We start from the raw sequence: 23,266 nt of genomic DNA on the forward strand, positions 1-23,266 counted from the left end.
TGTCAGGCTTCGGCGCTCCCGGCCTGCGCGCCGTACAGCCGTGAGACCACGCCGATCGCCTCACGCAGTCCGGTCGGACGCACCATCCCGGGAGCGGGCGTCCGGCCGAGCCAGCCCGGGCCCGCGAGCAGGACGAGGGGCGCGGTGCGCGCTCCCCGCACCCCGAAGGCCGTGGCCGCGACGTGCTGGGCCAGGGCGTGGTTCGCGGTGGACCGCGCCTGCGACCAGAGGGCCACGGCGGCCGGCCCGGACCGCCGCACCGCGGCGTCGAGGGCCTCCGCGGGTACGGCCGCGCCGAACATCCTCGTCGGCAGCCCCTGCTCGGCGAGTCCCGCGGCGAACGCCTCCAGCGGCAGCGTGTGCTGCTCCCCGGGGACGCAGGCCAGCACGACCGGAGCGGCCGACGAGGCGACCGCCGGTCCGGTGACGGCGGCCCGCCGCAGCGCGGTGGAGACGTGCCAGGAGAGCAGGTGCTCCACCTCGACGTAGCGGTCGCCGGACGACTCCCACTTCCGGCCCACGGCGTGCAGCGTGGGGGCCATGATCTCCTCCCAGGCGGTGACCAGCCCGTGCTCCGCCAGCACCTCCTGGAGCATCCGCTCCATGGCCGGACCGTCGAGGCGTACGGCGGCGCGGGCGAGCCCGCGGCACTCCTGCCGTACGTCGCCCAGCGGCAGGCCGCTGCCGGGCCCGGCGCGCCCGGTGTTCCCCAGGGGAACGTCCTGCGGGGACGCGGCCGGGCCCGCCGCCCCGGGAACGGCCGCCCCGGGAACGGGCCGTGTCCGCTGGACCGCCCGTGCCGCCTCGGCGGGCGGGACACCCGACGCCGTGAGGCGGCACATCTCCTCGAGCATCGCGATGTCCTCGGGGCTCCACCGCCTGTGCCGTCCGTCCGCGCGCACGGCGGGGCCGATGCCGTACCGCTGGTCCCAGGACCGAACCGTGGTGGGGGAGACACCCAGACGCCGTGCCACGGCGCCCGTCGTGATCCCGTGAGCCGAATCGGACATGTCGTTCATCATACGACGCGGAAACGATGCGAAGGGGGGCCCGGTCCCCGTGCGGCGAAGCCGTCCGGCAGGGGGTCCGCTCCGGTTCTGCCGCCCGGCCCGCATCCGCGTGCCCCCACGACGATGAAGAAGCGGTGCAGGGCGTGTACGCCGCCGCAATCGGTGAAACGGATCAGCGCATGGACACTTCCACCCCGTCCGAGGGCGCCCGCTGCCTGGTCACCGGCGCGAGCGGCTACATCGGGGGCCGCCTCGTGCCGGAGCTGCTCGACGCCGGCCATCGTGTGCGGTGCCTCGCGCGGCACCCGGACAAGCTCCGTGACTTTCCCTGGGCGGACCGTGCGGAGACCGTACGCGGGGACGTCACCGACGGCGCGAGTCTCCGCGACGCGCTCGACGGCATCGACGTCGCCTACTACCTCGTCCACTCCATGAGCTCGACCTCGGACTTCGAGCGCACCGACCGGCTCGCCGCCCGTACCTTCGCCGCCGAGGCGCGATCCGCCGGGGTGCGGCGCATCGTCTACCTGGGCGGCCTCGTCCCGCCCGGAGTGGCGGAGGAAGAGCTCTCGCCCCACCTGCGTTCCCGTACCGAGGTGGGCCGCATCCTCCTCGATTCGGGCGTCCCCACCACCGTGCTGCGGGCCGCCGTCGTCATCGGCTCCGGATCGGCCTCGTTCGAGATGCTCCGGTACCTGACGGAACGCCTGCCCGTCATGGTCACGCCGAGCTGGGTCGACAGCCGGGTCCAGCCCATCGCGGTCCGCGACGTGCTGCGGTATCTGGTGGGGAGCGCCGGCATGGCTCCCGACGTCAGCAGGACCTTCGACATCGGCGGTCCCGACGTGCTCACGTACCGGGAGATGATGACGCGGTACGCGGAGGTCGCCGGTCTCCGTAGACGCCTGATCGTCCCCGTACCGGTCCTCACGCCCCGGCTGTCCAGCCATTGGATCGGCCTCGTCACACCGGTCCCGGCGTCGCTCGCCCGGCCCCTCACCGAATCGCTTCGGCACGAGGTGGTCTGCGCCGAGAACGACATCGCCCGGTACGTCCCGGACGGCCCCGGGGAACCCATCCCCTTCGGGGAGTCGCTACGGCTGGCGCTCCGCCGCGTGCGTGAGGCGCGGGTCACCACCCGCTGGTCCTCCGCCTCACCGCCCGGGGCGCCGAGCGACCCGCTGCCGACCGACCCGGACTGGGCGGGCGGCAGCCTCTACACCGACGAGAGGTCACGCACCGTCGACGCGAGTCCGGAGTCGCTGTGGCGCGTCATCGAGGGGGTGGGCGGGGAGAACGGCTGGTACTCCTTCCCGCTCGCCTGGGCCGTCCGGGGGTGGGCGGACCGGCTCGCCGGGGGAGTGGGGCTGCGCAGGGGACGCCGCGACGCGGTACGCCTCCGGGTCGGTGACGCGCTCGACTTCTGGCGTGTCGAGGAGATCGAGCGCGGACGCCTGCTGCGTCTCCGGGCCGAGATGCGCCTGCCGGGCCTCGGGTGGCTGGAGATGGCCGTCGACCGGGACGAGCGGGGCCGGACCTCGTACCGGCAGAGGGCGCTCTTCCACCCCAGGGGCCTCGCGGGGCAGGCGTACTGGTGGAGTGTGGCCCCCTTCCACGCCGTGGTCTTCGGCGGTATGGCCAGGAAGATCGCCCGGACCGCCGAGACGGAGACGGAGAACGAGATGGAGACGGAGAACGAGACGGAGACGGAGACGGGCGGCGGGAAACGCCGTGGACGGAGGTGACCTTCGGACCGAACGGCCCTTCCACAGCGGCTATCTGAGTTGACGTCAAGAGCCGGCTCGTCCGCCGGGCCGTCCTCGGCCTGGACGGCCTGCCTCATCCCCTTCCTCAAGCCCCTCGCCGACTACGGCTGGGCCCGTGGGACTCGCCGCCTCCCTGGTCCTCCGCACCGCGCTCATGAGGCGCGGGGGAGCCTCCCGGTCGTCCGCTCGATCCAGCTGACATAGGACCGGACACGGGTGTTCACGGCGGGAGTGGCGGTCGCGCACTCCTTGCCGTAGGACACCAGACCGACGACGTACGGCCGCCCCCCGACCACGCGGACCAGGGGGCCGCCGGAGTCGTACTGGCAGGTGTCGCGCCCGGGGGAGTACGTGCAGATCTGGGTGGGGGCCACCTGCCCCATGCCCCGGCTCGCGCAGTCCGCGTTGCTCATCGTCCCGAGCGCCACGGTCCGCAGGACGTCGGAGGTACGGCCGCCGAAGGAGGTGGTGCCCCAGCCGGGGACCTCGACCTGTGTGTGGTCGAAGGTGCCGGGGGCGTACGCGCCGGGCAGCGCGATCGGGCGCACATCGCGGTTGAGCCCGACCGGCGCGGACAGCCGGACGAGGGCGATGTCGTTCCGCTGGGTCTCCGGGTCGTACCCGGGGTGCTCGATGAACCGGTCCGGGGTCACCAGAACCGCGTGCGGGCTGTCGTCCCCGGTCGTCAGGTCGTGGTCGCCCAGGAGCACGCCCACCCGTGTGGTGCTGCCGTACGACCCCGTCAGACAGTGGGCGGCGGTCAGCACCCACCGGTCGCCGATCAGCGAGCCCCCGCACATCACCCGCCGCTCCAGGACGTCCACGAGCCCCGCCATGAAGGGGTACTGGTGGGGCCGCGCCTCCTGCCCGCCGACGACCGCGTGCGCGGGCGGCGCGACCCCCAGGGGGCACACCGCCAGCACGGCGCCCGCGACCGCCGCCATGAGCTTCCTCGCCCGTCCCACCTGATCTCCGTACCGTCGACGCCGTGTTCCGGGGCGGAGGGAGTGCGGAGACGTTTCAGCACGTCTGCCACACGCCGTTCCGGCCCGCGAGGGCTCAACGACGGGAGAAGGATCCGGTCACCCGATCACGGGGCCGCACCGGTGACGGGGCGCCCCGCCTCTCGTACGCGACCACCGGGCGCTCGACGCGGGACCGGCGGCAGCCGGACCGTGGCCACGGCCCCGGTCCGGCTGCCGCACCCGCCCCGGTCCGGCTGCCGCACCCGCCCCGGTCCGGCTGCCGCACCCGCCCCGCTACGGCACCCGCGCCGTCCACTCCGGCGTGCCGAACTTCGACTCCGCCAGTTCCTTCGCGCGCGTCAGCTCGTCCTCCGTGACATGGCCTTCCGACAGGCCGTACCGGCCGCGGAAGGAGGCGATCATCCGCTCGATGACCGCCTCGCGCGGCAGGCCCGTCTGGCGGCGCAGCGGGTCCACGCGCTTCTTCGCGCTCTTCGTGCCCTTGTCGGAGAGCTTCTCGCGGCCGATGTTGAGCACTTCCGTCATCTTGTCGGCGTCGATGTCGTACGCCATCGTCACGTGGTGCAGGACCGCGCCCTGCCCCGCCACCATCCGCTTCTGCGCCGCCCCCGCGATCTTGCCCGCGTCCGTCGCGATGTCGTTGAGCGGCTGGTACCAGGCCCGGACGCCCATGTCGCCGAGCGCGCCGAGCACCCAGTCGTCGAGGTAGGCGTAGCTGTCGGTGAAGGACAGGCCCTGCACGAGGGCGTCGGGCACGGAGAGCGAGTACGTGATCGTGTTGCCCGGTTCGATGAACATCGCCCCGCCGCCGCTGATCCGGCGGACCACCTGGATGCCGTGCCGCCCGGCCGCCGCCGGGTCGACCTCGTTGCGCAGGGACTGGAAGCTGCCGATGACCACGGCGGGGGCGCCCCACTCCCAGACCCGCAGGGTCGGCGGCCGGGTGCCGGCGGCCACCTCGGCCGTGATGACCTCGTCGAGCGCCATGTGCAGGGCGGGGGACTGCGGCGGCTCGTGGATCAGCTGCCAGTCGTAGTCGGTCCAGTCCGTGGCGTGGGCGAGGGCGCGGCGGACCGCGACCCCGATGCCCTCCGTGGTCAGCCCGAACATCTGCGTGCCCGGCGGCAGCGCCGCGTCGATCCGGGCCGCGAGCCCGGTGGCGTCCGTGTCGACCGGTGCGCCCTCAAGGGCGCGGTCGATCGACAGGATCGCCTCGTCGGGCTCCAGGAAGAAGTCCCCGGCCACCCGGACGTTCCGCAGGACGCCGTCCTCGGCGTCGAGGTCGACGACCACCAGCTTCCCGCCGGGGACCTTGTACTCGCCGTGGTACGCGCCGTGCACGGACCCTCCCTGCATGTAAGGGGTGAACTCGGCCAAAGCGTACTCCCCGGGGAAACGGAGGATGACAAGTGCGCCGGTCCGGCCGTCAGTCCCGCGTGCTTAGCTGGACATATGATCGATGACTTCCTTGAGCACGTCCTCGGCGGCCGTACGACCGAGGTGGAGGAGGCGGTCCGCAAGGCGGCCGCCGCCGAGATCATGCCGCGCTTCCGGCAGCTCGCCGCGGAGGAGATCGTCGAGAAGAACGGGCCGCACGACCTGGTCACCGTCGCCGACCGGGCCGCCGAGGCCCACCTCACCGCCTCCCTGACCGCGCTGCTGCCCGGCTCCGTGGTCGTCGGTGAGGAAGCCGTCCACGCCGACCCCGCCCTCTACGAGGCGCTGCGCGGCGACGCCCCCGTGTGGATAGTGGACCCCGTCGACGGCACCCGCCAGTTCGTCCACGGCGACCCCGGCTTCTGCACCCTCGTCGCGCTCGCCCTGCACGGCGAACTCCTCGCCTCCTGGACCTTCGCGCCCGCCCTCGAAGAGTTCGCCGTCGCCGTACGCGGCCGGGGCGCCACCCTCAACGGGCAGCCGCTGCACGCCGGTTCGCCCGCGCCCGGCGCCGTCCTCGAAGTCGCCACCTCGCACCCCGACTACACCACCCCGGACCAGAAGCGCGCCCTGCTCGGCCTGGTCACCGAGGGCGTCGCCCCCCGGCCCTGCGGCTCCGCGGGCCTCGAATACCTGGCCGTGGCCCGGGGCACGCTCGACGCCACCGCCTTCTCCTGGGAGTACGCCTGGGACCACGCGGCCGGGCTCCTCCTCGTCGCCGAGGCCGGCGGCGCGCAGACGACGATCGCCGGCGAGCCGTTCCGCGTCACCGGAGGGAACGCGCTGCCGTTCACGGTGGCCCGGGACACGGCGACCGCCGAGCGCATCCGGGCACTCCTCATGGGCGACGGACACCGGGGGAGGTGAGCGCCTGACGCGGCGACCCCCGAGGGCCCTGGGTCAGGCGCCACCACCGGCCTATCCTGGGAGCCTTGGCGATCGGCTGACGAAGGAGTCCGAAGGTGTCGAAGGTGACGTCGATGCTCGATGCCGTGGTCGTGGGAGCGGGGCCGAACGGACTGACCGCCGCCGTCGAACTGGCCCGCCGGGGCTTCTCCGTGGCCGTCTTCGAGGCAAGGTCCACCGTCGGCGGCGGCGCCAGGACCGAGGAACTCACCCTCCCCGGCTTCCGCCACGACCCCTGTTCCGCCGTGCACCCCCTCGGCATCGGATCGCCCGTCTTCCGGACGATGCCGCTGGAGCGGTACGGACTGGACTGGCTCCACCCCGAACTGCCCATGGCCCACCCCTGGGACGACGGGACCGCCGCCGTCCTCGCCCGTTCCGTCGCCGAGACCGCCGCCTCCTTCGGGCCGCGCGACGCGGGCGCGTACCGAAGACTCGTCGCCCCCTTCCTCGGCCGCTGGGACACCCTCGCCCGGGACTTCATGCAGCTGCCGCTCACCGCGCTGCCCCGCGACCCCGTCACTCTCGCCCGCTTCGGCCTTGTCGGACTGCCGCCGTCCACCTGGCTGATGCGCCGCTTCCGGGACGAGAAGGCCCGCGCCCTGTTCGCCGGACTCGTCGGCCATGTCATCGCCCCGCTCGACGGCTTCGCCACCGGCGCCGTCGGCCTGGTCTTCGCGCTCGCCGCCCACGCCAACGGCTGGCCCATGCCCCGCGGCGGCTCCCAGTCCATCTCCGACGCCCTCACCGCCTACCTCAAGGACCTCGGCGGCGCCGTCCACACGGACTTCGAGGTCAAGCGGCTCGACGACCTCCCCCCGGCCCGCGCCTACGTCTTCGACACCTCGCCGACCGCCCTCGCCCGGATCGCGCGCTTCGGCGGCCACTACGACCACTACAAGTACGGCGCGAGCGCCTTCAAGGTCGACTACGCCCTGGACGGCCCCGTGCCGTGGACCGCCGAGGAAGCCCGGCGCGCCGGCACCGTACAGATCGGCCCCACCGCCGGAGAGATCGGCACCGCCCTGCGCCAGGCCTCCTCCGGCACCGCCCCCGACGCCCCCTTCCTCATCACCGCGCAGCCCAGCCTCGTCGACCCGAGCCGCGCCCCCGAGGGCAAGCACGTGTTCTGGGCGTACGGCCATGTGCCGAACGGCTGGACCGGCGACCTCACCGAGGCGGTCGAGCGTCAGATCGAGCGCTTCGCCCCCGGCTTCCGCGACCGCGTCCTGGCCCGCGCCACCGCGGGACCCCCCGAGCTCGCCGCGCGCAACGCCAACTACGTCGGCGGCGACATCGCCTGCGGAGCCGCCCGCGGCCTCCAGCTCCTGCTGCGCCCCACCCTCTCGCTCCGCCCCTACGCCACCCCGCACCCGGCGGTCTTCCTCTGCTCCTCCGCGACCCCGCCGGGACCCGGTGTGCACGGCATGTCCGGCCACAACGCGGCGAAGGCGGTCTGGCGCCGGCTGCGAAAATAGACTGTCCCCATGGCGAAGTACTTCGACGTGCACCCCGACAACCCCCAGTCGCGCACCATCGCAGCGGTGGCCGACAGCATCCGGAACGGGGCGCTCGTCGCGTACCCCACGGATTCCTGTTACGCGCTCGGCAGCCGCCTCGGCAGCCGGGACGGCATCAGCCGCATCCGTGCGATCCGCGACCTCGACGAACGGCATCACTTCACGCTCATGTGCCAGAACTTCGCCCAGCTGGGCCAGCTCGTGCACATCGACAACGACGTCTTCCGCGCGGTCAAGGCGGCGACTCCCGGCCCGTACACCTTCATCCTGCCCGCGACGAAGGAGGTGCCGCGCCAGCTCCTCCACCCCAAGAAGAAGACGGTCGGCGTCCGTATCCCCGACCATGTCGTCACCCAGGCGCTGCTGGCCGAACTCGGCGAGCCGCTGCTCTCCAGCACCCTCCTGCTGCCCGACGAGTCCGAGCCGCTCACCCAGGGCTGGGAGATCAAGGAGCGGCTCGACCACCAGGTCGACGCGGTGGTGGATTCCGGCGACTGTGGAACCGAACCCACCACTGTCGTCGACTTCTCCAGTGGTGAGCCCGAGATCCTGCGCCGTGGGGCCGGGGACACCACGCGGTTCGAATAGTCCGGCGCGCCGGTGCGGCCGACCGTGTAGCGGCATGTGATCGTGTGCCGACAAGTGATCTTGTGCCGCTCGAACGCGGCACACCAACGGGGGAGTTCCAGCCTTGCGTGGTCTTCGTGTTCCGGTCCTTTCCACCGTCGCGCTCGTGTGCGGCCTCGCCCTGACGGGCTGCTCCGGCCCCTCGTCGAGCGGGTCGGCGAGCGGCAGTTCGGCGGGGCCCGGTGCGTCCTCGGCCCCGGCACCGTCCGCCTCGTCGTCCTCGTCCGCCGCGGCCACCGGCGGCACGTCGTCGGGCGGTTCCTCCTCGGGCGGTACGTCGTCGGGGGGTACGTCCTCCTCGGGCGGTTCCTCCGGCGGTACGACGTCCGGTTCGGCGTCCGGTTCGGCGTCCGGCGGGACGTCCGGCGGGTCGGGTTCCGGTTCCGGTTCCGGCGGCTCCGGGGCGGCGACGCGCTGCACCACCGCCGGCCTGGGCTTCGCGGTCGCGCCCGGCAGCGGCGCCCAGTCCGTCGGCGAGCAGGGCGCGGTCGTCGTCGCCCTGACCAACAAGGGCGGCGCCACCTGCCTGCTGAACGGCTACCCGGGCGTCGACCTCGTCGGCGACGACACCTGGTCGCTCACCCGGCAGACCTCCCAGAAGCCCCGGCAGGTCACGCTGGCGCCCGGGGCCTCGACCAGCTTCACCATCACGTACCTGTCGTACGACCCGGCGAGCGGCAGCGTCGAGTTCAAGCCGAGGAAGATTGTCGTCACCCCGCCCGGTGAGACCCACTCGACCACGCTGACCTGGGACTTCTCCTCGGTCCTGCGCCAGGACGCGGCCACTCGCCCCGGCACGTACGTCGGCCCGGTGGGCGGGCGGTAGGCCCCCGGCGGCAGCGGAGGGCCGCGTCGCACGATCGCCATCGCCCATGTCGGCGACATCCATGTCGACGGGGGACCGCGCAGCGCCGACCGGACCCGCGCGGTCCTCCGCCACCCGGAGGACCTGCCGTACGAGCCTGCTGCCGTCCTCGTCACCGGGGAGCTCGGCGAGGACGGCCGGCTGACCACCCACTACCGGACGGTCACCGGCTGAGCCCACCGGCCGGGGACGGAGGTCCATGTCGTTTTCTCGCCAGCCCATGGGCCGTCCGTCCCCGATCCTTGAACCATGCACACCGACACCGAGCGCTGCGTCGGGGCCGTCCAGTCGAAGGACGCCCGGTTCGACGGCGTGTTCTTCACCGCCGTCCGTACGACCCGGATCTACTGCCGGCCGAGCTGTCCGGTCGTCCCTCCCAAGCCCGAGAACATGGAGTTCCACCCCAGCGCCGCGTCCTGCCAGCGCGCCGGATTCCGGGCCTGCAAGCGGTGCCGCCCCGACACCAGCCCCGGCTCGCCCGAGTGGAACGTCCGCGCCGACGCCGTCGCCCGCGCCGTGCGCCTCATCCAGGACGGGGTCGTCGACCGGGAGGGCGTCCCCGGGCTGGCCCGGCGGCTCGGCTGGTCCACCCGTCAGATCGAACGCCAGCTCCTCGCGGAACTCGGCGCCGGGCCGCTCGCCCTGGCCCGCGCGCAGCGCGCCCAGACCGCCCGGGTCCTGATCGAGACGACCCTGCTGCCCCTCGGCGAGATCGCCTTCGCGGCCGGCTTCGCCTCCATCCGCACCTTCAACGACACCGTCCGTGAGGTCTTCGCGCTGACCCCCGGCGAACTCCGCGCCCGCGCCGCCCGCAGGGCCGGCGGCGCCGGAACCGCCGCCGCCACCCCCGGTGTGATCAGTCTGCGGCTGCCGTTCCGCACCCCCCTCGAACCCTCCAACCTCTTCGGCCACCTCGCCGCGACCGCCGTCCCCGGCGTGGAGGAGTGGCGGGACGGCGCCTACCGGCGGACCCTGAGCCTCCCCTACGGGCACGGCATCGTGGCCCTCGCGCCCCGCGCCGACCACATCGCCTGCCGTCTCTCCCTCACCGACCCCCGCGACCTCACCCAGGCGATCAGCCGCTGCCGTCGCCTCCTCGATCTCGACGCCGACCCCGTGGCCGTCGACGAGCGGCTGCGCGCCGACCCGCTGCTCGCGCCGATCGTGGACTCGGCGCCCGGCCGCCGGGTGCCCGGGACCGTCGACCCCGACGAGTTCGCCGTACGGGCGGTCCTCGGCCAGCAGGTCTCCACCGCCGCCGCCCGCACCCACGCCGCCCGGCTCGTCACCGCGTACGGCACCCCCGTCGACGACCCCGAGGGCGGTCTCACCCACCTCTTCCCGGGCCCCGAGGCGCTCGCCGCCCTCGATCCCGAGACCCTCGCCCTGCCCCGCAGCCGCCGCACCACCCTCCTCACCCTGGTCCGCGCCCTCGCGGACGGCTCCCTCTCCCTCGGCCCCGCCGAGGACCGCGAGAAGACCCGCGCCCGGCTGCTCGCCCTTCCCGGATTCGGCCCCTGGACCACCGAGATCATCGCCATGCGGGCCCTCGGCGACCCCGACGCCTTCCTCCCCGGCGACCTCGGCGTCCGCCGCGCCGCCGAAGGCCTCGGCCTGCCCGGAACCCCGGCCGCCCTCACCGCCGGCGCGGCGCACTGGCGCCCCTGGCGCGCCTACGCCGTTCAGTATCTGTGGGCGACCGACGACCACCCGATCAACCTCATGCCCAGCGAAGGACACTGAACCGCCATGGCCCCCACCGTCCGGCACACCGTCGTGGACAGTCCGTACGAGCCGCTGACCCTCGTCGCCGTCGACGGCGTCCTCAGCCGCGTCCACATGACCGGTCAGCGCCACCGCCCGCCCGAGGAGACCTTCGGCGAGCCCGACCCGCGCCCCTTCGGGGAGGCGGTCCGCCAGCTCGACGCGTACTTCGCCGGCGAACTCACCGAGTTCGACCTGCCGTTGCACCTGATCGGCACCGAGTTCCAGCTGCGGGTCTGGGCCGAGCTGTGCCGCATCCCGTACGGGGAGACCCGGACGTACGGCGAACTCGCCGAGGAACTGGGCAACCCCGGCGCCTCCCGGGCCGTGGGCCTCGCCAACGGAAAGAACCCCGTCGGCATCATCGTCCCCTGCCACCGGGTGGTCGGGGCGGGCGGCGGCCTCACCGGATACGGCGGCGGGCTCGACCGCAAGCAGCGGCTGCTCGCCTTCGAATCGGGTACGGCGGAACCGGACGCCCTCTTCTGAGCGGGGTGGCTGACGGCGTCACGCGGGTACGGAGCGAGCCGCCCCCTCACTCCGCCCCCTCACCCCGCCCGCTCGGCCAACCGCAGCGTCCGTTCCGCCAGTTCGCTGATCCGGATGCCGTCGAAGCCGAGGACCGCGCTGCTCACCCGGTCCCGCAGCGGCGCCGACCAGCGCGGCGGGACCGCCGCCGCGCCGCACATCACCCCCGCCACCGAACCGGCCGTCGCGCCGTTGGAGTCCGTGTCCAGACCGCCCCGCACGGTCAGCGCGATCGTGCGGGTGAAGTCCCCCTCCCCGTACAGGAGTCCGGCGGTCAGCACGGCGGCGTTGGGGACGACATGGATCCAGCCGAGCCCCGCCGTACGCTCCGCCTGGGTGGTGAGCGTGGTCGACCAGTCGAGCCCCGCCTCGTACAGCGCCGCCGTGTCCCGTACGGTCCTGGCGAGCCTGCTGCCCGCCGGAATCCCTTCGAGGGATGTCTCCAGGGCCGACCCGACGTCCGGTGCGGTGAAGGCCGCCGCGATCAGCGCCGCCGCCCACATCGCCCCGTACACCCCGTTCCCGGTGTGCGAGAGGACCGCGTCCCGCCGCGCCAGCGAGGACGCCCGGCGCGGATCGCCCGGACAGGTCCAGCCGTACGCGTCGGCGCGGATCAGCGCGCCGATCCACTCCTGGTACGGATTGTCGTACGTGGCCGTCAGCGGCGGCCGCAGCCCGTCGACGAGGTTCCGGTACGCGGCCCGCTCGGCCGTGAAGGTCTGGAGGTACGGCAGCCGCAGCAGCCACTCCCGGCCCACCTGCTCGGTCGTGAAGCCGGAGCCGTACGCCTCCAGGAGGTGCAGTCCGAGGATCGACCAGTCGATGTCGTCGTCCCGGCAGCTCCCGTCGATCCCGCCGCGCACACACCGCTCCCACTCGGGGCGCAGCTCGAAGCTCGCCGCGCCGGGGGGAGGGGGAGGGAGGTAGTCCGTCAGGGGGAGCGCGCCGGTCAGACGCAGATACGCGTCGATGCGCTCCCGGGTCCAGTGCTCGCCCTGCTCCACGGGCTTGCCCAGCATGTTCCCGGCGATCCGGCCCGTCCAGCCGCCCAGGATCCGGTCGGCGAGTTCCGCGCGCGTGAGGCCCATACCTCCGGTGTACCGAACGGGGCGGTGGCGCGCGCGGCGGGGCGCGATGGGTGGCACGGTCCGATGGGGCGGGGACCCGCCGCTCACCCGCCCACGGTCACCCGCTCCCGCCGATCACCTGCTCCCGCCGGTCTGCCGCCCGGGCCGCTCAGCCCTCGTGCTCCGGCGACTCGATGTCCGTGTTCGACTTCGCCGCCCGGCGCAGCCGCCGGTGGCGGTCGCCGCCCTGCTCCGTCATCGCCTCCCCGACCAGCGCCCGCACCGCGTCCCCGAGGCCGTGCAGCGCGTGGTGCCGGGCCGGGCCCGCGCCCGGGTCCTCCCGCAGCTCCTTCAGGAGGGCGAAGCACAGCACCAGCATCACCAGGACGAACGGCAGCGCCACCAGGATCGTCGCCGTCTGGAGCGAGCTCAGCCCGCCCACCACCAGCAGCACCGCCGCCACCGCGGCCATCAGGACGCCCCAGGTCACCACCAGCCAGGTCGGCGGGTGCAGCGAGCCGCGGCTCGTCAGCGAACCCATGACCAGCGAGGCCGAGTCCGCGCTCGTGACGAAGTACGTCATGACGAGCAGCATCGCGATGACCGAGGTGACCGTGCCGATCGGCAGCGCCTCCAGCATCGCGAACAGCGACGCCTCCGCCCCGTCCTTGACCGCCGTCGCCAGGTCCGCCGCGCCCGTGGACTCCAGCCGGATCGCCGTGCCGCCCATCACGCAGAACCAGATCACCGTCGCCCCGGACGGCACGAGCAGCACGCCCATCAGGAACTCCCGGATGGTCCGGCCGCGCGAGATCCGGGCGATGAAGGTGCCGACGAACGGCGCCCAGGACAGCCACCACGCCCAGTAGAAGATCGTCCACGTGCCCAGCCAGGCACGGTCGGTGAAGGCGCCGGTGCGGCTCGCCATCGGGAGCAGCTGGTCCAGATAGCCTCCGACGGAGGCGGGGATGGTGTCCAGGATGTAGACGGTCGGGCCGAGCAGGAACACGAACAGCATCAGACAGGCCGCGAGCACGATGTTGATCGTGGAGAGCCACTTCACGCCCTTGTGGAGCCCGGAGAACGCCGAGAGGACGAAGGCCGCCGACAGCGCCACGATGATGATCAGCTGGGTGGCGGTCGAGTTCTCCACGCTCATCGTCAGGTTCAGGCCCTCGGCGACCTGGAGCGTGCCGAGCCCCAGACTCGTCGCCGTGCCGAAGACCGTCGCGAACACCGCGAGCAGGTCGATCGCCTTGCCCGGCCAGGACTCCGCCCGCCGGACCCCCATCAACGGCACGAACGCCGCGCTCAGCCGGTTGCCGCGGCCCTTGCGGAAGCCCGCGTACGCGAGCGCGAGCCCGGCGATGCCGTAGATCGCCCACGGGGTCAGCGTCCAGTGGAAGAACGAGTACTCCATCGCCGTCAGGGCGGCCGCACCGGTACGCGCCGGGGCGCCGCTGGCCGGGGGAGGGCTCAGATAGTGCTGGAGCGGCTCCCCGACCCCGTAGAACATCAGACCGATGCCCATGCCGGCGCTGAACATCATCGCGATCCACGCCAGATTGGTGAACTCGGGCTCCGAGTCGTCCGGACCCAGCCTGATCCGGCCGAACCGGCTCAGCGCGATCGCCACGCACAGCACCAGGAAGGTGTCGGCGGCGACGACGAACAGCCACGCGAAGTTGGCCAGGACCCACCGCAGGGCCGTGGACGAGGCGCTGTCGAAGGAATCCTCGCCCAGGGCGGCCCAGGCGACGACGGCGACGACGGCAGCCACTCCGATCCCGATGACCTTGCCGTCGGGCGCGTGCTGGTCGGGCGGGTCCATCTGGCCCCGTTCCATCGGTTCCGTACTCATGTGACCCCACTATGGTGCGAAATATGGGCCGATCCGGGGGTGGCACGCCGTCCGGCGGTACGGATAGGGTCGGCCTCGGCGCGACTGCACGTTCGAAAGCAAGGGATGCAAGGTGACGGACGGAGCAGCAACTCAGGTCGCTCACGTGCTGGTGGCGGCCGACAAGTTCAAGGGCTCGCTCACGGCCGTGCAGGTCGCGGAGCGGGTCACAGCAGGACTGCGACGGGTCGTCCCGGAGCTGACGGTGGAGACCCTGCCCGTCGCCGACGGCGGCGACGGCACCGTCGCGGCGGCCGTCGCGGCCGGATTCGAACGGCACGAGGTGCGGGTGACGGGGCCGGTCGGCGAACCGGTCACCGCGGCGTTCGCGCTGCGCGGCACCACCGCCGTCGTCGAGATGGCGGAGGCCTCGGGCCTCCAGCTCCTCCCGGCCGGTCTGTTCGCCCCGCTCACAGCCACCACGTACGGCTCCGGTGAGCTGCTCCGCGCGGCCCTGGACGCCGGTGCGACCACCGTCGTCTTCGGCGTCGGCGGCAGCGCCACCACCGACGGCGGCGCCGGCATGCTCGCCGCGCTCGGCGCGCGTCTCCTCGACGCGGACGGTCAGCCCGTGGGCCCCGGCGGCGCGGCCCTCGCCGGTCTCGCCACCGCCGACCTCAGCGGTCTCGACCCCCGCTTCGAGACGGTCGACCTGATCCTCGCCAGCGACGTCGACAACCCGCTGACCGGCCCCAAGGGCGCCCCCGCCGTCTACGGACCGCAGAAGGGCGCCACCCCGGACGACGTCCGCACGCTGGACACGGCCCTCGCCCACTTCGCCACCGTCCTGGAGAAGGCGATCGGCCCCAAGGCGGCCGAGGCGGCCCTCGCCCCGGGCGCGGGCGGCGCGGGCGGCATCGGCTACGGCGCGCTCATCCTCGGCGCGAGCTTCCGACCCGGCATCGAACTGATGCTGGACGTCCTCGGCTTCGCCCCCGCCCTTGAGCGCGCGACGCTCGTCATCACCGGCGAGGGCTCGCTCGACGAGCAGACCCTGCACGGCAAGGCCCCGGCGGGCGTCGCCGCGGCGGCCCGCGCCGCCGGCAAGGAGGTCGTCGCGGTCTGCGGCCGTCTGGCCCTCCCGCCGGAGGCCCTGGGAACCGCCGGCATCCGCCGCGCGTACGCCCTCACGGACCTGGAACCGGACACGGCGAAGTGCATCGCGAACGCGGGCCCGCTCCTGGAGGACACGGCGGCCCGAATCGCCCGGGACTTCCTGGAGTAGAGCCCGCGGCGCGACAGGGCCGTCCGGGGGCGCGCCCTTTGATGCCGGGCCCTCACGGCACCCCCGCACCCTCGGCGCTCCGGCGCCGGGGACCCCGGGCCCGGGCCAGAAGATCTTCACGTCCCGGAAACATGCCGGTGTGAAGCTAGGGCCTCGTGAACCCACGCATCGACGAGAACCGCTCCCACCCCCGCCTTCCCGACCTGCTCGCCGCGTACCACCTGGTCAACCAGGCCGAGAAGGGGACGGCCGTGGCGACGGTCGCCGCACTCCCGGCCGTATACCGGGCCGAGGCCGAGGATCCGGCCGCCGCCTTCGCCGCCGACACCGTCCTGCTCGCCACCCCGCCCGGCGGGGACGAGCCCGTCGGCTGCGTGGTCCTCAAGGCCACCCGCGAGGGCCGCGCCCCCGAGATCAAGCGGCTCTGGGTGATGCCCGAGGCCCGCCGGAAGGGCCTCGCCAAGGCGCTCATGGCCGAGGCCCTGCGCCGGGCCGCCGCCTCCGGGGCGCCCGCCGTGCGCCTCACGGTCTGGTCCTGGCGGGACGAGCCGCTCGCCCTCTACCGCGGCCTCGGCTTCGCCACCGTGGATCCCTGGGACGACCGGCCGGACCTCCTCTGTCTGGAGAAGCCGCTCGACGCCGTCGAGCGGCTGTCCCCCGAGGCGGTACGGGCGCACGCGGCCGACGGTCTCGCCGCGCTCCTCGTGGACGCCGTGGACGGCGGCGCCTCCGTGGGCTTCCCTGCGCCCCTGGACCCGGCCGAGGCGGCCGCCTGGTGGGCGGGCGTCGCCGACGAGGCCCAGGCGGGTGTCCGGGAGGTCTGGGCGGCCCGCGGCCCGGACGGGCGCCTGACCGGTGTCGTCACCCTCGTCCGTGTGGGCGCGGCCAACGGCGGGCACCGGGGCGAGATCGCCCGCCTCCTGGTGCACCGCTCGGCCCGGGGCCGCGGCCTCGGGTACCGGCTGCTCGCCACCGCAGAGGCCCACGCCGCCGCCACCGGCCTCACCCTGCTCGTCCTGGACACCCAGACCGACAGCCCGGCCGAGCGCCTCTACCGGGGCGCGGGCTGGACGGCCGCCGGCACGATCCCGGACTTCGCCGCCGACCCGTCGGGCGTCCTGCGCCCGACCACGCTCTACTACAAGCGGCTCGGCTAGTTCCCGGCCCCGGGCACACGAAAGGGCCCCGGAGGCGATGCGCCTCCGGGGCCCTTCTCGTACGTTCACATCGTGCGCTACGGCAGCTGGGCCGCCCGCGCCTCCCGGTTCTCACGCCGGTTGCCGCGGAAGGTGTTCACCCGACGGGCCGTCGCGAAGAGGGGGATCACGGCGCCCATCACGACCTGGAGCGCGCAACCGGTCTGGAGCAGGAACTGCCCGCCCGGGGCGTCGAACGCCCAGGCCGCCAGCATGCCCATCGCGCCGACGATCCAGCTGAGCATCGCCACCGCGAGGACACCCCGCGGCTTGGGGTACTCGACCCGGCTCACCATCAGCCAGGCGACACCGATGATCGCGAGCAGCGTCGGGATGAACGGCAGCTCGAGGAGCACGATCGAGACCACCGTCAGCGCGCCGAAGGGGCTCGGCATGCCCTGGAACATGCCGTCCTTCATCGTCACGCAGGAGAATCTCGCGAGCCTCAGCACCACCGCGAGCAGCACCACGATCGCGGCGACCGCCGAGACCTTCTGCTGCGCGTCGTCCGCGACCATCCCGTACACCAGCACGAAGTAGGCCGGGGCCAGACCGAAGCTGATCAGGTCCGACAGGTTGTCGAGCTCGGCACCCATGGGCGAGGAGCGCAGCTTGCGGGCCACGATCCCGTCGAAGAGATCGAAGATCGCCGCGCACAGCATCAGGATGACGGCGGTGGCGGCGCTGTTGCGCGCCATGCCGGTCTCGGTGCTGCCCGTCAGGTGCGGGATGAGGATTCCGGTGGTGGTGAAGTACACCGCCATGAACCCACACGTGGCGTTACCGAGCGTGAGGGCGTCCGCTATGGACAGCCTCAACGACAGCGGCATCTCCTCGGCCTCTTCGGCCGCTTCCGCATCGGTGCCGGCGACCCAGTCGGCGGCCCGTGTGTCGGGATCAATCACGGTCAATGCGAGTCACCCCCGCTGTGGTGGCCTGGCCGACCTCGACGGCGACCTCGACACCCTCGGGGAGGTAGATGTCGACGCGCGAGCCGAAGCGGATCAGACCGATACGGTCACCCTGCTCGACCTTCGTCCCCTGCGGGATGTACGGCACGATCCGCCGGGCGACGGCGCCCGCGATCTGGACCATCTCGATGTCGCCGAGCTCGGTGTCGAAGTGCCAGACAACGCGCTCGTTGTTCTCGCTCTCCTTGTTGAACGCCGGGACGAACCCGCCGGGGATGTGCTCCACGGACGTCACGGTGCCGGCCAGCGGCGCGCGGTTGACGTGGACGTTCAGCGGGCTCATGAAGATGGCGACCCGGGTGCGTCCGTCCTTCCACGGCATGATGCTCTGCACCACACCGTCGGCGGGGGAGATGACCCGGCCCTGAGCGATCTCGCGCTCGGGGTCGCGGAAGAACCACAGCATGCCGGCCGCGAGTGCGGTGGCCGGCACGGCGATGGCCGCGGCGCGCCTGGACTTGCGGGCGCGCACGAGGCTGAGCGCCGCGGTGGCGACGGTCGGCAGAAGCCACGGCGATGCTCCGCGCGCGAGGCGTACGCCGGTGAGGCTGTCGCGGTGTGCAGAGGTTTGGCTGTGGGGCATGGATGACCTTCGTAGCGGATGATGCCGCACTGGCAACGGGGGACGGCGGCTTTCCCGCGATGTTATCGGTTGCGGGGCGCAACTGGGTAAGCCAGGAACCGAGTCGGCGGCCGGAAGGCGAACACAGGGTGTGATCTTCTTCGCGGCCAAACCGACCCGAAACCGACAATCAACCCTGGAATCGGTACTCCTCGAGCAGCCGACGACCAATGATCATTTTCTGGATCTCGGCGGTACCTTCACCGATGAGAAGCATCGGCGCCTCGCGGTAGAGGCGCTCGATCTCGTACTCCTTCGAGAACCCGTAACCACCGTGAATGCGGAAGGCATCCTCGACGACCTCCTTGCAGTACTCGGAGGCGAGGTACTTCGCCATCCCTGCTTCGAGGTCGTTTCGTTCCCCGGAGTCCTTTTTGCGTGCTGCGTTCACCATCATCGCATGGGCGGCCTCGACCTTGGTAGCCATCTCGGCGAGCTTGAACTGAATCGCCTGGTGCTGAGCGATGGCCTTACCGAAAGTGTGACGTTGCTGGGCATATGAGACACCGAGTTCGAAAGCACGCTGAGCGACACCACAGCCACGGGCCGCCACATTGACGCGACCGACCTCGACGCCGTCCATCATTTGGTAAAACCCTCGGCCGGTGACGCCGCCGAGGACCCGATTGGCCGGAATGCGTAGTCCGTCCATGATGAGTTCCGTCGTGTCGACGCCCTTGTAACCCATCTTGTCGATCTTCCCGGGGATGGTGAGTCCGGGACGGACCTCTCCGAAGCCGGGCTCCTTCTCGACGAGGAAGGTCGTCATCGACTTGTGGGGGGCGGTGCCCTCCGGGTGTCCTTCGTCACTTCGCACCAGGACGGCCACCAGCGACGAGGTGCCGCCGTTCGTCAGCCACATCTTCTGGCCGTTCAGGACGTACTCCTCGCCGTCCTTCACCGCCTTCGACGTGATGGCCGACACGTCCGAACCGAGACCCGGCTCCGACATCGAGAACGCGCCACGCGTCTCGCCGGCCGCCATCCGCGGAAGGAAGTGGTCCTTCTGCTCCTGGGTGCCGTGCTGCTTCAGCATGTACGCCACGATGAAGTGGGTGTTGATGATGCCGGAGACCGACATCCAGCCACGCGCGATCTCCTCCACGCACAGCGCGTAGGTGAGCAGCGACTCACCCAGACCCCCGTACTCCTCGGGAATCATCAGACCGAACAGACCGAGCTCCTTGAGCCCGTCGACGATCTGCTGGGGGTACTCGTCGCGGTGCTCCAGCTCGGTGGCGACCGGGATGATCTCCTTGTCGACGAACTCCCGGACGGTCTTGAGGATCTCCTGCTGGACGTCCGTGAGCCCGGCGGTCTGGGCGAGTCGGGCCATGGCTACTTCTCCGTCTTCTTGGCGGGCTCGATCAGCTCGGGGCGGCCGGGCTGCTCGCCGCCGCGCTCCTTGATGTACGTCTCCGTGGGGACCATCACCTTGCGGCGGAAGACGCACACCAGGGTGCCGTCCTGCTTGTAGCCCTTGGTCTCGACGTAGACGATGCCGCGGTCGTTCTTCGACTTGGACGGGGTCTTGTCGAGGACCGTGGTCTCGCCGTAGATCGTGTCGCCGTGGAAGGTCGGCGCCACGTGCCGCAGCGACTCGATCTCCAGGTTGGCGATGGCCTTGCCGGAGACGTCCGGCACCGACATGCCGAGCAGCAGCGAGTAGATGTAGTTGCCGACGACGACGTTCTTGCCGAAGTCCGTCGTGTTCTCGGCGTAGTTCACATCCATGTGCAGCGGATGGTGGTTCATCGTCAGCAGACAGAAGAGATGGTCGTCGTACTCGGTGACCGTCTTCCCGGGCCAGTGCTTGTACACAGCACCGATCTCGAACTCTTCGTAGGTGCGGCCGAACTGCATCGGGCTCAGGCCTCCGGGATCTCGAACTTGGAGGTGCGCTGCATGCCGGCGGCACGGCCCTTGCCGGAGATGACCAGGGCCATCTTGCGGGAGGCCTCGTCGATCATCTCGTCGCCGAGCATCGCGGAGCCCTTCTTCCCGCCGGCCTCGGAGGTGTAGTAGTCGTACGCGTCGAGGATCAGCTCCGCGTGGTCGTAGTCCTCCTGCGAGGGCGAGAAGATCTCGTTCGCGGCGGCGACCTGGTCCGGGTGCAGCACCCACTTGCCGTCGAAACCGAGGGCGGCGGCGCGCTGCGCGACGGCCTTGTAGCCCTCCTGGTTGCGGATCTGGAGGTAGGGGCCGTCGATCGCCTGGAGGTTGTTGGCGCGGGCCGCCATCAGGATGCTCATCAGGATGTGGTGGTACGCGTCCGCCGGGTAGCCGGGCGGCTGCTCGCCCACGACCAGCGACTTCATGTTGATGGAGGCCATGAAGTCGGCCGGGCCGAAGATGATCGTCTCGACGCGCTGGGAGGCCTGCGCGATGGCGTTGACGTTCGTGAGGCCCTGGGCGTTCTCGATCTGCGCCTCGATGCCGATCTTGCCGACCTCGAAGCCCATCGTCTTCTCGATCTGCGTCAGCAACAGGTCGAGCGCCACGATCTGCTGGGCGTCCTGGACCTTCGGCAGCATGATGCAGTCGAGGTTCTGGCCGGCGCCCTCGACGACGGTGACGACGTCACGGTACGTCCAGTGGGTCGTCCAGTCGTTGACGCGGACCACGCGGGTCTTGCCGGTCCAGTCGCCCTCGTTGAGGAACTTCACGATGGTGTGCCGGGCCTCGGGCTTGGCCAGCGGGGCGCACGCGTCCTCCAGGTCCAGGAAGACCTGGTCGGCCGCGAGGCCCTGGGCCTTCTCCAGGAAGCGCGGGTTGGAGCCGGGGACCGCCAGGCAGGAGCGGCGGGGGCGGAGCCGGTTCACAGGGCTGGTCATGCGAGGACCTCCGTACTTTCAAGGGGGCTGAGCTTGTGGGCTGTCCGGATCTCATCGACGATACGTCCGATGATCTCCGTGATACCGAAGTCCTTCGGTGTGAAGACGGCGGCCACGCCCGCGCGCTTCAGTTCGGTGGCGTCGGCGTTCGGGATGATCCCGCCGACGATGACCGGTACGTCGGTCGCGCCCGCCTCACGGAGGCGGTCGAGGACGTCCGGGACCAGCTCGGCGTGCGAGCCGGAGAGGATCGACAGACCCACGCAGTGCACGTCCTCGGCGAGGGCCGCGTCGACGATCTGCTCGGGGGTCAGCCGGATGCCCTGGTAGACCACCTCGAAACCGGCGTCACGCGCGCGTACGGCGATCTGCTCGGCCCCGTTGGAGTGCCCGTCCAGACCGGGCTTGCCGACCAGGAGGCGCAGCCGCCCGACACCGAGCTCGTCGGCGGTCCTGGTGACCTTCTCCCGGACGAGGGCCAGCGGGGTGCCGGCCTCGGCCGTCACCGCGACCGGGGCGGAGGAGACGCCCGTGGGGGCGCGGAACTCGCCGAACACCTCGCGCAGGGCCCCGGTCCACTCGCCGGTGGTGACACCGGCGCGGGCGCACTCCAGGGTGGCCTCCATCAGGTTGCCCGTGCCCCGCGCGGCCTCCTTGAGGCGCTCCAGGGCCTTGCAGGGGCGCGGGTGGTTGAACGGCGGCTGGTAGCGGTTGTCCCGCCAGGTGGTCAGCGAGCCGACCACCCGGGCCTCGACCGCCGGGTCCACGGTCATGATCGCGGTGTCCAGGTCGGCGGTGAGGGGGTTCTCCTCGGTCGCCTGGAAGATATTGACGCCGATGATCTTCTCGTCGCCGTTCTCGATCCGGGCGCGCCGCTCGGCGTGCGAGGAGACGAGCTGCGACTTGAGGTAGCCGGACTCGACGGCGGCCATCGCGCCGCCCATCTCCTGGATCCGCTCGATCTCGGCCAGGCACTCCTGGACGAGCGAGTCGACCTTGGCCTCGATCACATGCGAGCCGGCGAAGATGTCCTCGTACTCCAGCAGGTCGGACTCATGGGCCAGGACCTGCTGGATGCGGAGCGACCACTGCTGGTCCCAGGGCCGGGGCAGACCCAGCGCCTCGTTCCAGGCGGGCAGCTGCACGGCCCGCGCGCGGGCGTCCTTGGAGAGGGTGACGGCCAGCATCTCCAGGACGATCCGCTGGACGTTGTTCTCCGGCTGGGCCTCGGTGAGTCCGAGCGAGTTGACCTGCACGCCGTAGCGGAACCGGCGCTGCTTGGGGTTCTCGATCCCGTACCGCTCCAGTGTGATCTTGTCCCAGATGCGGCCGAAGGCGCGCATCTTGCACATCTCCTCGATGAAGCGGACGCCCGCGTTCACGAAGAAGGAGATGCGGGCGACGACCTCGCCGAAGCGCTCCTCGGGGACCTGGCCCGAGTCGCGGACCGCGTCGAGCACGGCGATCGCGGTGGACATCGCGTACGAGATCTCCTGGACCGGGGTGGCCCCGGCCTCCTGCAGGTGGTAGCTGCAGATGTTGATCGGGTTCCACTTCGGGAGGTGGTTGACCGTGTACGCGATCATGTCCGTCGTAAGGCGGAGCGAGGGGCCGGGCGGGAAGACGTGCGTCCCGCGCGACAGGTACTCCTTCACGATGTCGTTCTGGGTGGTGCCCTGGAGCCGGGTCACGTCCGCGCCCTGCTCCTCGGCGACCACCTGGTAGAGCGCCAGGAGCCACATCGCCGTGGCGTTGATGGTCATCGAGGTGTTCATCTGCTCCAGGGGGATGTCCTGGAACAGCCGCCGCATGTCACCGAGGTGCGAGACGGGGACGCCGACCCGGCCGACCTCGCCGCGGGCGAGGATGTGGTCGGGGTCGTAGCCGGTCTGCGTCGGCAGGTCGAACGCGACCGAGAGGCCGGTCTGACCCTTGGCGAGGTTGCGCCGGTACAGCTCGTTGGACGCCTCGGCGGTCGAGTGGCCGGCGTACGTCCGCATGAGCCACGGCCGGTCCTTCTGACGCTCAGTCATCTATGGTCC

At 71.9% G+C, this 23,266-nt stretch carries 20 protein-coding genes; 9 read left to right on the plus strand and 11 right to left on the minus strand.

What is annotated here, in order from left to right:
• Positions 1-2 precede the first annotated feature (2 nt).
• The gene (locus V4Y03_RS28330) at positions 3-1,010 is read right to left on the minus strand and encodes a MerR family transcriptional regulator (protein ID WP_332436753.1); all 1,008 of its coding nucleotides are present in this window, start codon (positions 1,008-1,010) and stop codon (positions 3-5) included.
• Between the two features lie 179 nt (positions 1,011-1,189).
• Between V4Y03_RS28330 and V4Y03_RS28335 the strand changes: the two genes are divergently transcribed.
• Complete coding sequence (locus V4Y03_RS28335; protein WP_332436754.1) at positions 1,190-2,755, plus strand: SDR family oxidoreductase; 1,566 nt, start codon at positions 1,190-1,192, stop codon at positions 2,753-2,755.
• 173 nt (positions 2,756-2,928) lie between these two features.
• Here V4Y03_RS28335 and V4Y03_RS28340 read toward each other — a convergent pair whose 3' ends face one another.
• Both V4Y03_RS28340 and V4Y03_RS28345 read right to left on the minus strand, forming a co-directional pair.
• Positions 2,929-3,741, minus strand: coding sequence for a serine protease (locus V4Y03_RS28340; protein ID WP_332436755.1), 813 nt, complete (start codon positions 3,739-3,741; stop codon positions 2,929-2,931).
• A 294-nt stretch (positions 3,742-4,035) separates the two neighbouring features.
• Positions 4,036-5,103 (minus strand): lipoate--protein ligase family protein, encoded by a 1,068-nt coding sequence (locus tag V4Y03_RS28345; RefSeq protein WP_332436756.1) that lies wholly within the window; start codon positions 5,101-5,103, stop codon positions 4,036-4,038.
• A gap of 111 nt (positions 5,104-5,214) precedes the next feature.
• On the opposite strand from V4Y03_RS28345, the gene V4Y03_RS28350 reads away from it, so the two are divergent.
• From V4Y03_RS28350 to V4Y03_RS28375, 6 genes are all read left to right on the plus strand, one after another.
• Positions 5,215-6,066, plus strand: coding sequence for an inositol monophosphatase family protein (locus tag V4Y03_RS28350; RefSeq protein ID WP_332436757.1), 852 nt, complete (start codon positions 5,215-5,217; stop codon positions 6,064-6,066).
• Positions 6,067-6,170: 104 nt separating this feature from the next.
• A complete protein-coding gene (locus tag V4Y03_RS28355; protein ID WP_317874503.1) occupies positions 6,171-7,583 on the plus strand; it encodes a phytoene desaturase family protein in 1,413 nt (470 codons plus the stop codon).
• Positions 7,584-7,592: 9 nt separating this feature from the next.
• Positions 7,593-8,213, plus strand: coding sequence for an L-threonylcarbamoyladenylate synthase (locus tag V4Y03_RS28360; RefSeq protein ID WP_317874495.1), 621 nt, complete (start codon positions 7,593-7,595; stop codon positions 8,211-8,213).
• 103 nt (positions 8,214-8,316) lie between these two features.
• Positions 8,317-9,078 (plus strand): DUF4232 domain-containing protein, encoded by a 762-nt coding sequence (locus tag V4Y03_RS28365; protein ID WP_332436758.1) that lies wholly within the window; start codon positions 8,317-8,319, stop codon positions 9,076-9,078.
• Positions 9,079-9,366: 288 nt separating this feature from the next.
• A complete protein-coding gene (locus V4Y03_RS28370) occupies positions 9,367-10,860 on the plus strand; it encodes an AlkA N-terminal domain-containing protein (protein ID WP_332436759.1) in 1,494 nt (497 codons plus the stop codon).
• 6 nt (positions 10,861-10,866) lie between these two features.
• Positions 10,867-11,370: a methylated-DNA--[protein]-cysteine S-methyltransferase gene (locus V4Y03_RS28375; protein WP_317874492.1), complete on the plus strand. Its 504-nt coding sequence runs from the start codon at positions 10,867-10,869 to the stop codon at positions 11,368-11,370.
• Positions 11,371-11,429: 59 nt separating this feature from the next.
• Here V4Y03_RS28375 and V4Y03_RS28380 read toward each other — a convergent pair whose 3' ends face one another.
• Both V4Y03_RS28380 and V4Y03_RS28385 read right to left on the minus strand, forming a co-directional pair.
• Positions 11,430-12,497: an ADP-ribosylglycohydrolase family protein gene (locus V4Y03_RS28380; protein ID WP_332436760.1), complete on the minus strand. Its 1,068-nt coding sequence runs from the start codon at positions 12,495-12,497 to the stop codon at positions 11,430-11,432.
• A 148-nt stretch (positions 12,498-12,645) separates the two neighbouring features.
• Positions 12,646-14,337, minus strand: a complete 1,692-nt coding sequence (locus V4Y03_RS28385; RefSeq protein WP_317874490.1) for a BCCT family transporter — start codon at positions 14,335-14,337, stop codon at positions 12,646-12,648.
• Between the two features lie 112 nt (positions 14,338-14,449).
• On the opposite strand from V4Y03_RS28385, the gene V4Y03_RS28390 reads away from it, so the two are divergent.
• Positions 14,450-15,601: a glycerate kinase gene (locus V4Y03_RS28390; protein WP_332436761.1), complete on the plus strand. Its 1,152-nt coding sequence runs from the start codon at positions 14,450-14,452 to the stop codon at positions 15,599-15,601.
• A 155-nt stretch (positions 15,602-15,756) separates the two neighbouring features.
• The gene (locus V4Y03_RS28395; RefSeq protein WP_332436762.1) at positions 15,757-16,758 is read left to right on the plus strand and encodes a GNAT family N-acetyltransferase; all 1,002 of its coding nucleotides are present in this window, start codon (positions 15,757-15,759) and stop codon (positions 16,756-16,758) included.
• Positions 16,759-16,835: 77 nt separating this feature from the next.
• Here V4Y03_RS28395 and pssA read toward each other — a convergent pair whose 3' ends face one another.
• The 6 genes from pssA to V4Y03_RS28425 all read right to left on the minus strand — a co-directional run bounded on the left by pssA (position 16,836) and on the right by V4Y03_RS28425 (position 23,257).
• On the minus strand, positions 16,836-17,702 hold the full coding sequence (gene pssA / locus V4Y03_RS28400) for a CDP-diacylglycerol--serine O-phosphatidyltransferase (protein WP_317874106.1): 867 nt from the start codon (positions 17,700-17,702) through the stop codon (positions 16,836-16,838).
• Positions 17,695-18,351, minus strand: coding sequence for a phosphatidylserine decarboxylase (locus tag V4Y03_RS28405; RefSeq protein ID WP_317874104.1), 657 nt, complete (start codon positions 18,349-18,351; stop codon positions 17,695-17,697). Before V4Y03_RS28405 ends, pssA begins: the two co-directional genes overlap by 8 nt.
• Positions 18,352-18,520: 169 nt before the next feature.
• Positions 18,521-19,726, minus strand: a complete 1,206-nt coding sequence (locus tag V4Y03_RS28410; protein WP_317874103.1) for an acyl-CoA dehydrogenase family protein — start codon at positions 19,724-19,726, stop codon at positions 18,521-18,523.
• Between the two features lie 2 nt (positions 19,727-19,728).
• Positions 19,729-20,253 carry a MaoC family dehydratase gene (locus V4Y03_RS28415; RefSeq protein ID WP_229315537.1) on the minus strand — a complete coding sequence of 175 codons (525 nt, stop codon included), beginning with the start codon at positions 20,251-20,253 and terminating at the stop codon, positions 19,729-19,731.
• 5 nt (positions 20,254-20,258) lie between these two features.
• Positions 20,259-21,224 carry an HpcH/HpaI aldolase/citrate lyase family protein gene (locus tag V4Y03_RS28420; RefSeq protein WP_015037486.1) on the minus strand — a complete coding sequence of 322 codons (966 nt, stop codon included), beginning with the start codon at positions 21,222-21,224 and terminating at the stop codon, positions 20,259-20,261.
• Complete coding sequence (locus V4Y03_RS28425; RefSeq protein ID WP_332436764.1) at positions 21,221-23,257, minus strand: protein meaA; 2,037 nt, start codon at positions 23,255-23,257, stop codon at positions 21,221-21,223. Before V4Y03_RS28425 ends, V4Y03_RS28420 begins: the two co-directional genes overlap by 4 nt.
• Positions 23,258-23,266: the final 9 nt, after the last annotated feature.

Source organism: Streptomyces sp. P9-A4 (genome assembly GCF_036634195.1).
Taxonomy (GTDB): domain Bacteria; phylum Actinomycetota; class Actinomycetes; order Streptomycetales; family Streptomycetaceae; genus Streptomyces.

Coding starts and splice junctions, on each gene's coding strand:
- V4Y03_RS28350 (WP_332436757.1), top strand. CDS start 5,215: ATGATCGATGACTTCCTTGAGCACGTCCTCGGCGGCCGTACGACCGAG.
- V4Y03_RS28410 (WP_317874103.1), bottom strand. CDS start 19,726: ATGGCCCGACTCGCCCAGACCGCCGGGCTCACGGACGTCCAGCAGGAG.
- V4Y03_RS28375 (WP_317874492.1), top strand. CDS start 10,867: ATGGCCCCCACCGTCCGGCACACCGTCGTGGACAGTCCGTACGAGCCG.
- V4Y03_RS28330 (WP_332436753.1), bottom strand. CDS start 1,010: ATGTCCGATTCGGCTCACGGGATCACGACGGGCGCCGTGGCACGGCGT.
- V4Y03_RS28380 (WP_332436760.1), bottom strand. CDS start 12,497: ATGGGCCTCACGCGCGCGGAACTCGCCGACCGGATCCTGGGCGGCTGG.
- V4Y03_RS28385 (WP_317874490.1), bottom strand. CDS start 14,337: ATGAGTACGGAACCGATGGAACGGGGCCAGATGGACCCGCCCGACCAG.
- V4Y03_RS28405 (WP_317874104.1), bottom strand. CDS start 18,351: ATGCCCCACAGCCAAACCTCTGCACACCGCGACAGCCTCACCGGCGTA.
- V4Y03_RS28425 (WP_332436764.1), bottom strand. CDS start 23,257: ATGACTGAGCGTCAGAAGGACCGGCCGTGGCTCATGCGGACGTACGCC.
- V4Y03_RS28360 (WP_317874495.1), top strand. CDS start 7,593: ATGGCGAAGTACTTCGACGTGCACCCCGACAACCCCCAGTCGCGCACC.
- V4Y03_RS28415 (WP_229315537.1), bottom strand. CDS start 20,253: ATGCAGTTCGGCCGCACCTACGAAGAGTTCGAGATCGGTGCTGTGTAC.
- V4Y03_RS28370 (WP_332436759.1), top strand. CDS start 9,367: ATGCACACCGACACCGAGCGCTGCGTCGGGGCCGTCCAGTCGAAGGAC.
- V4Y03_RS28420 (WP_015037486.1), bottom strand. CDS start 21,224: ATGACCAGCCCTGTGAACCGGCTCCGCCCCCGCCGCTCCTGCCTGGCG.
- V4Y03_RS28335 (WP_332436754.1), top strand. CDS start 1,190: ATGGACACTTCCACCCCGTCCGAGGGCGCCCGCTGCCTGGTCACCGGC.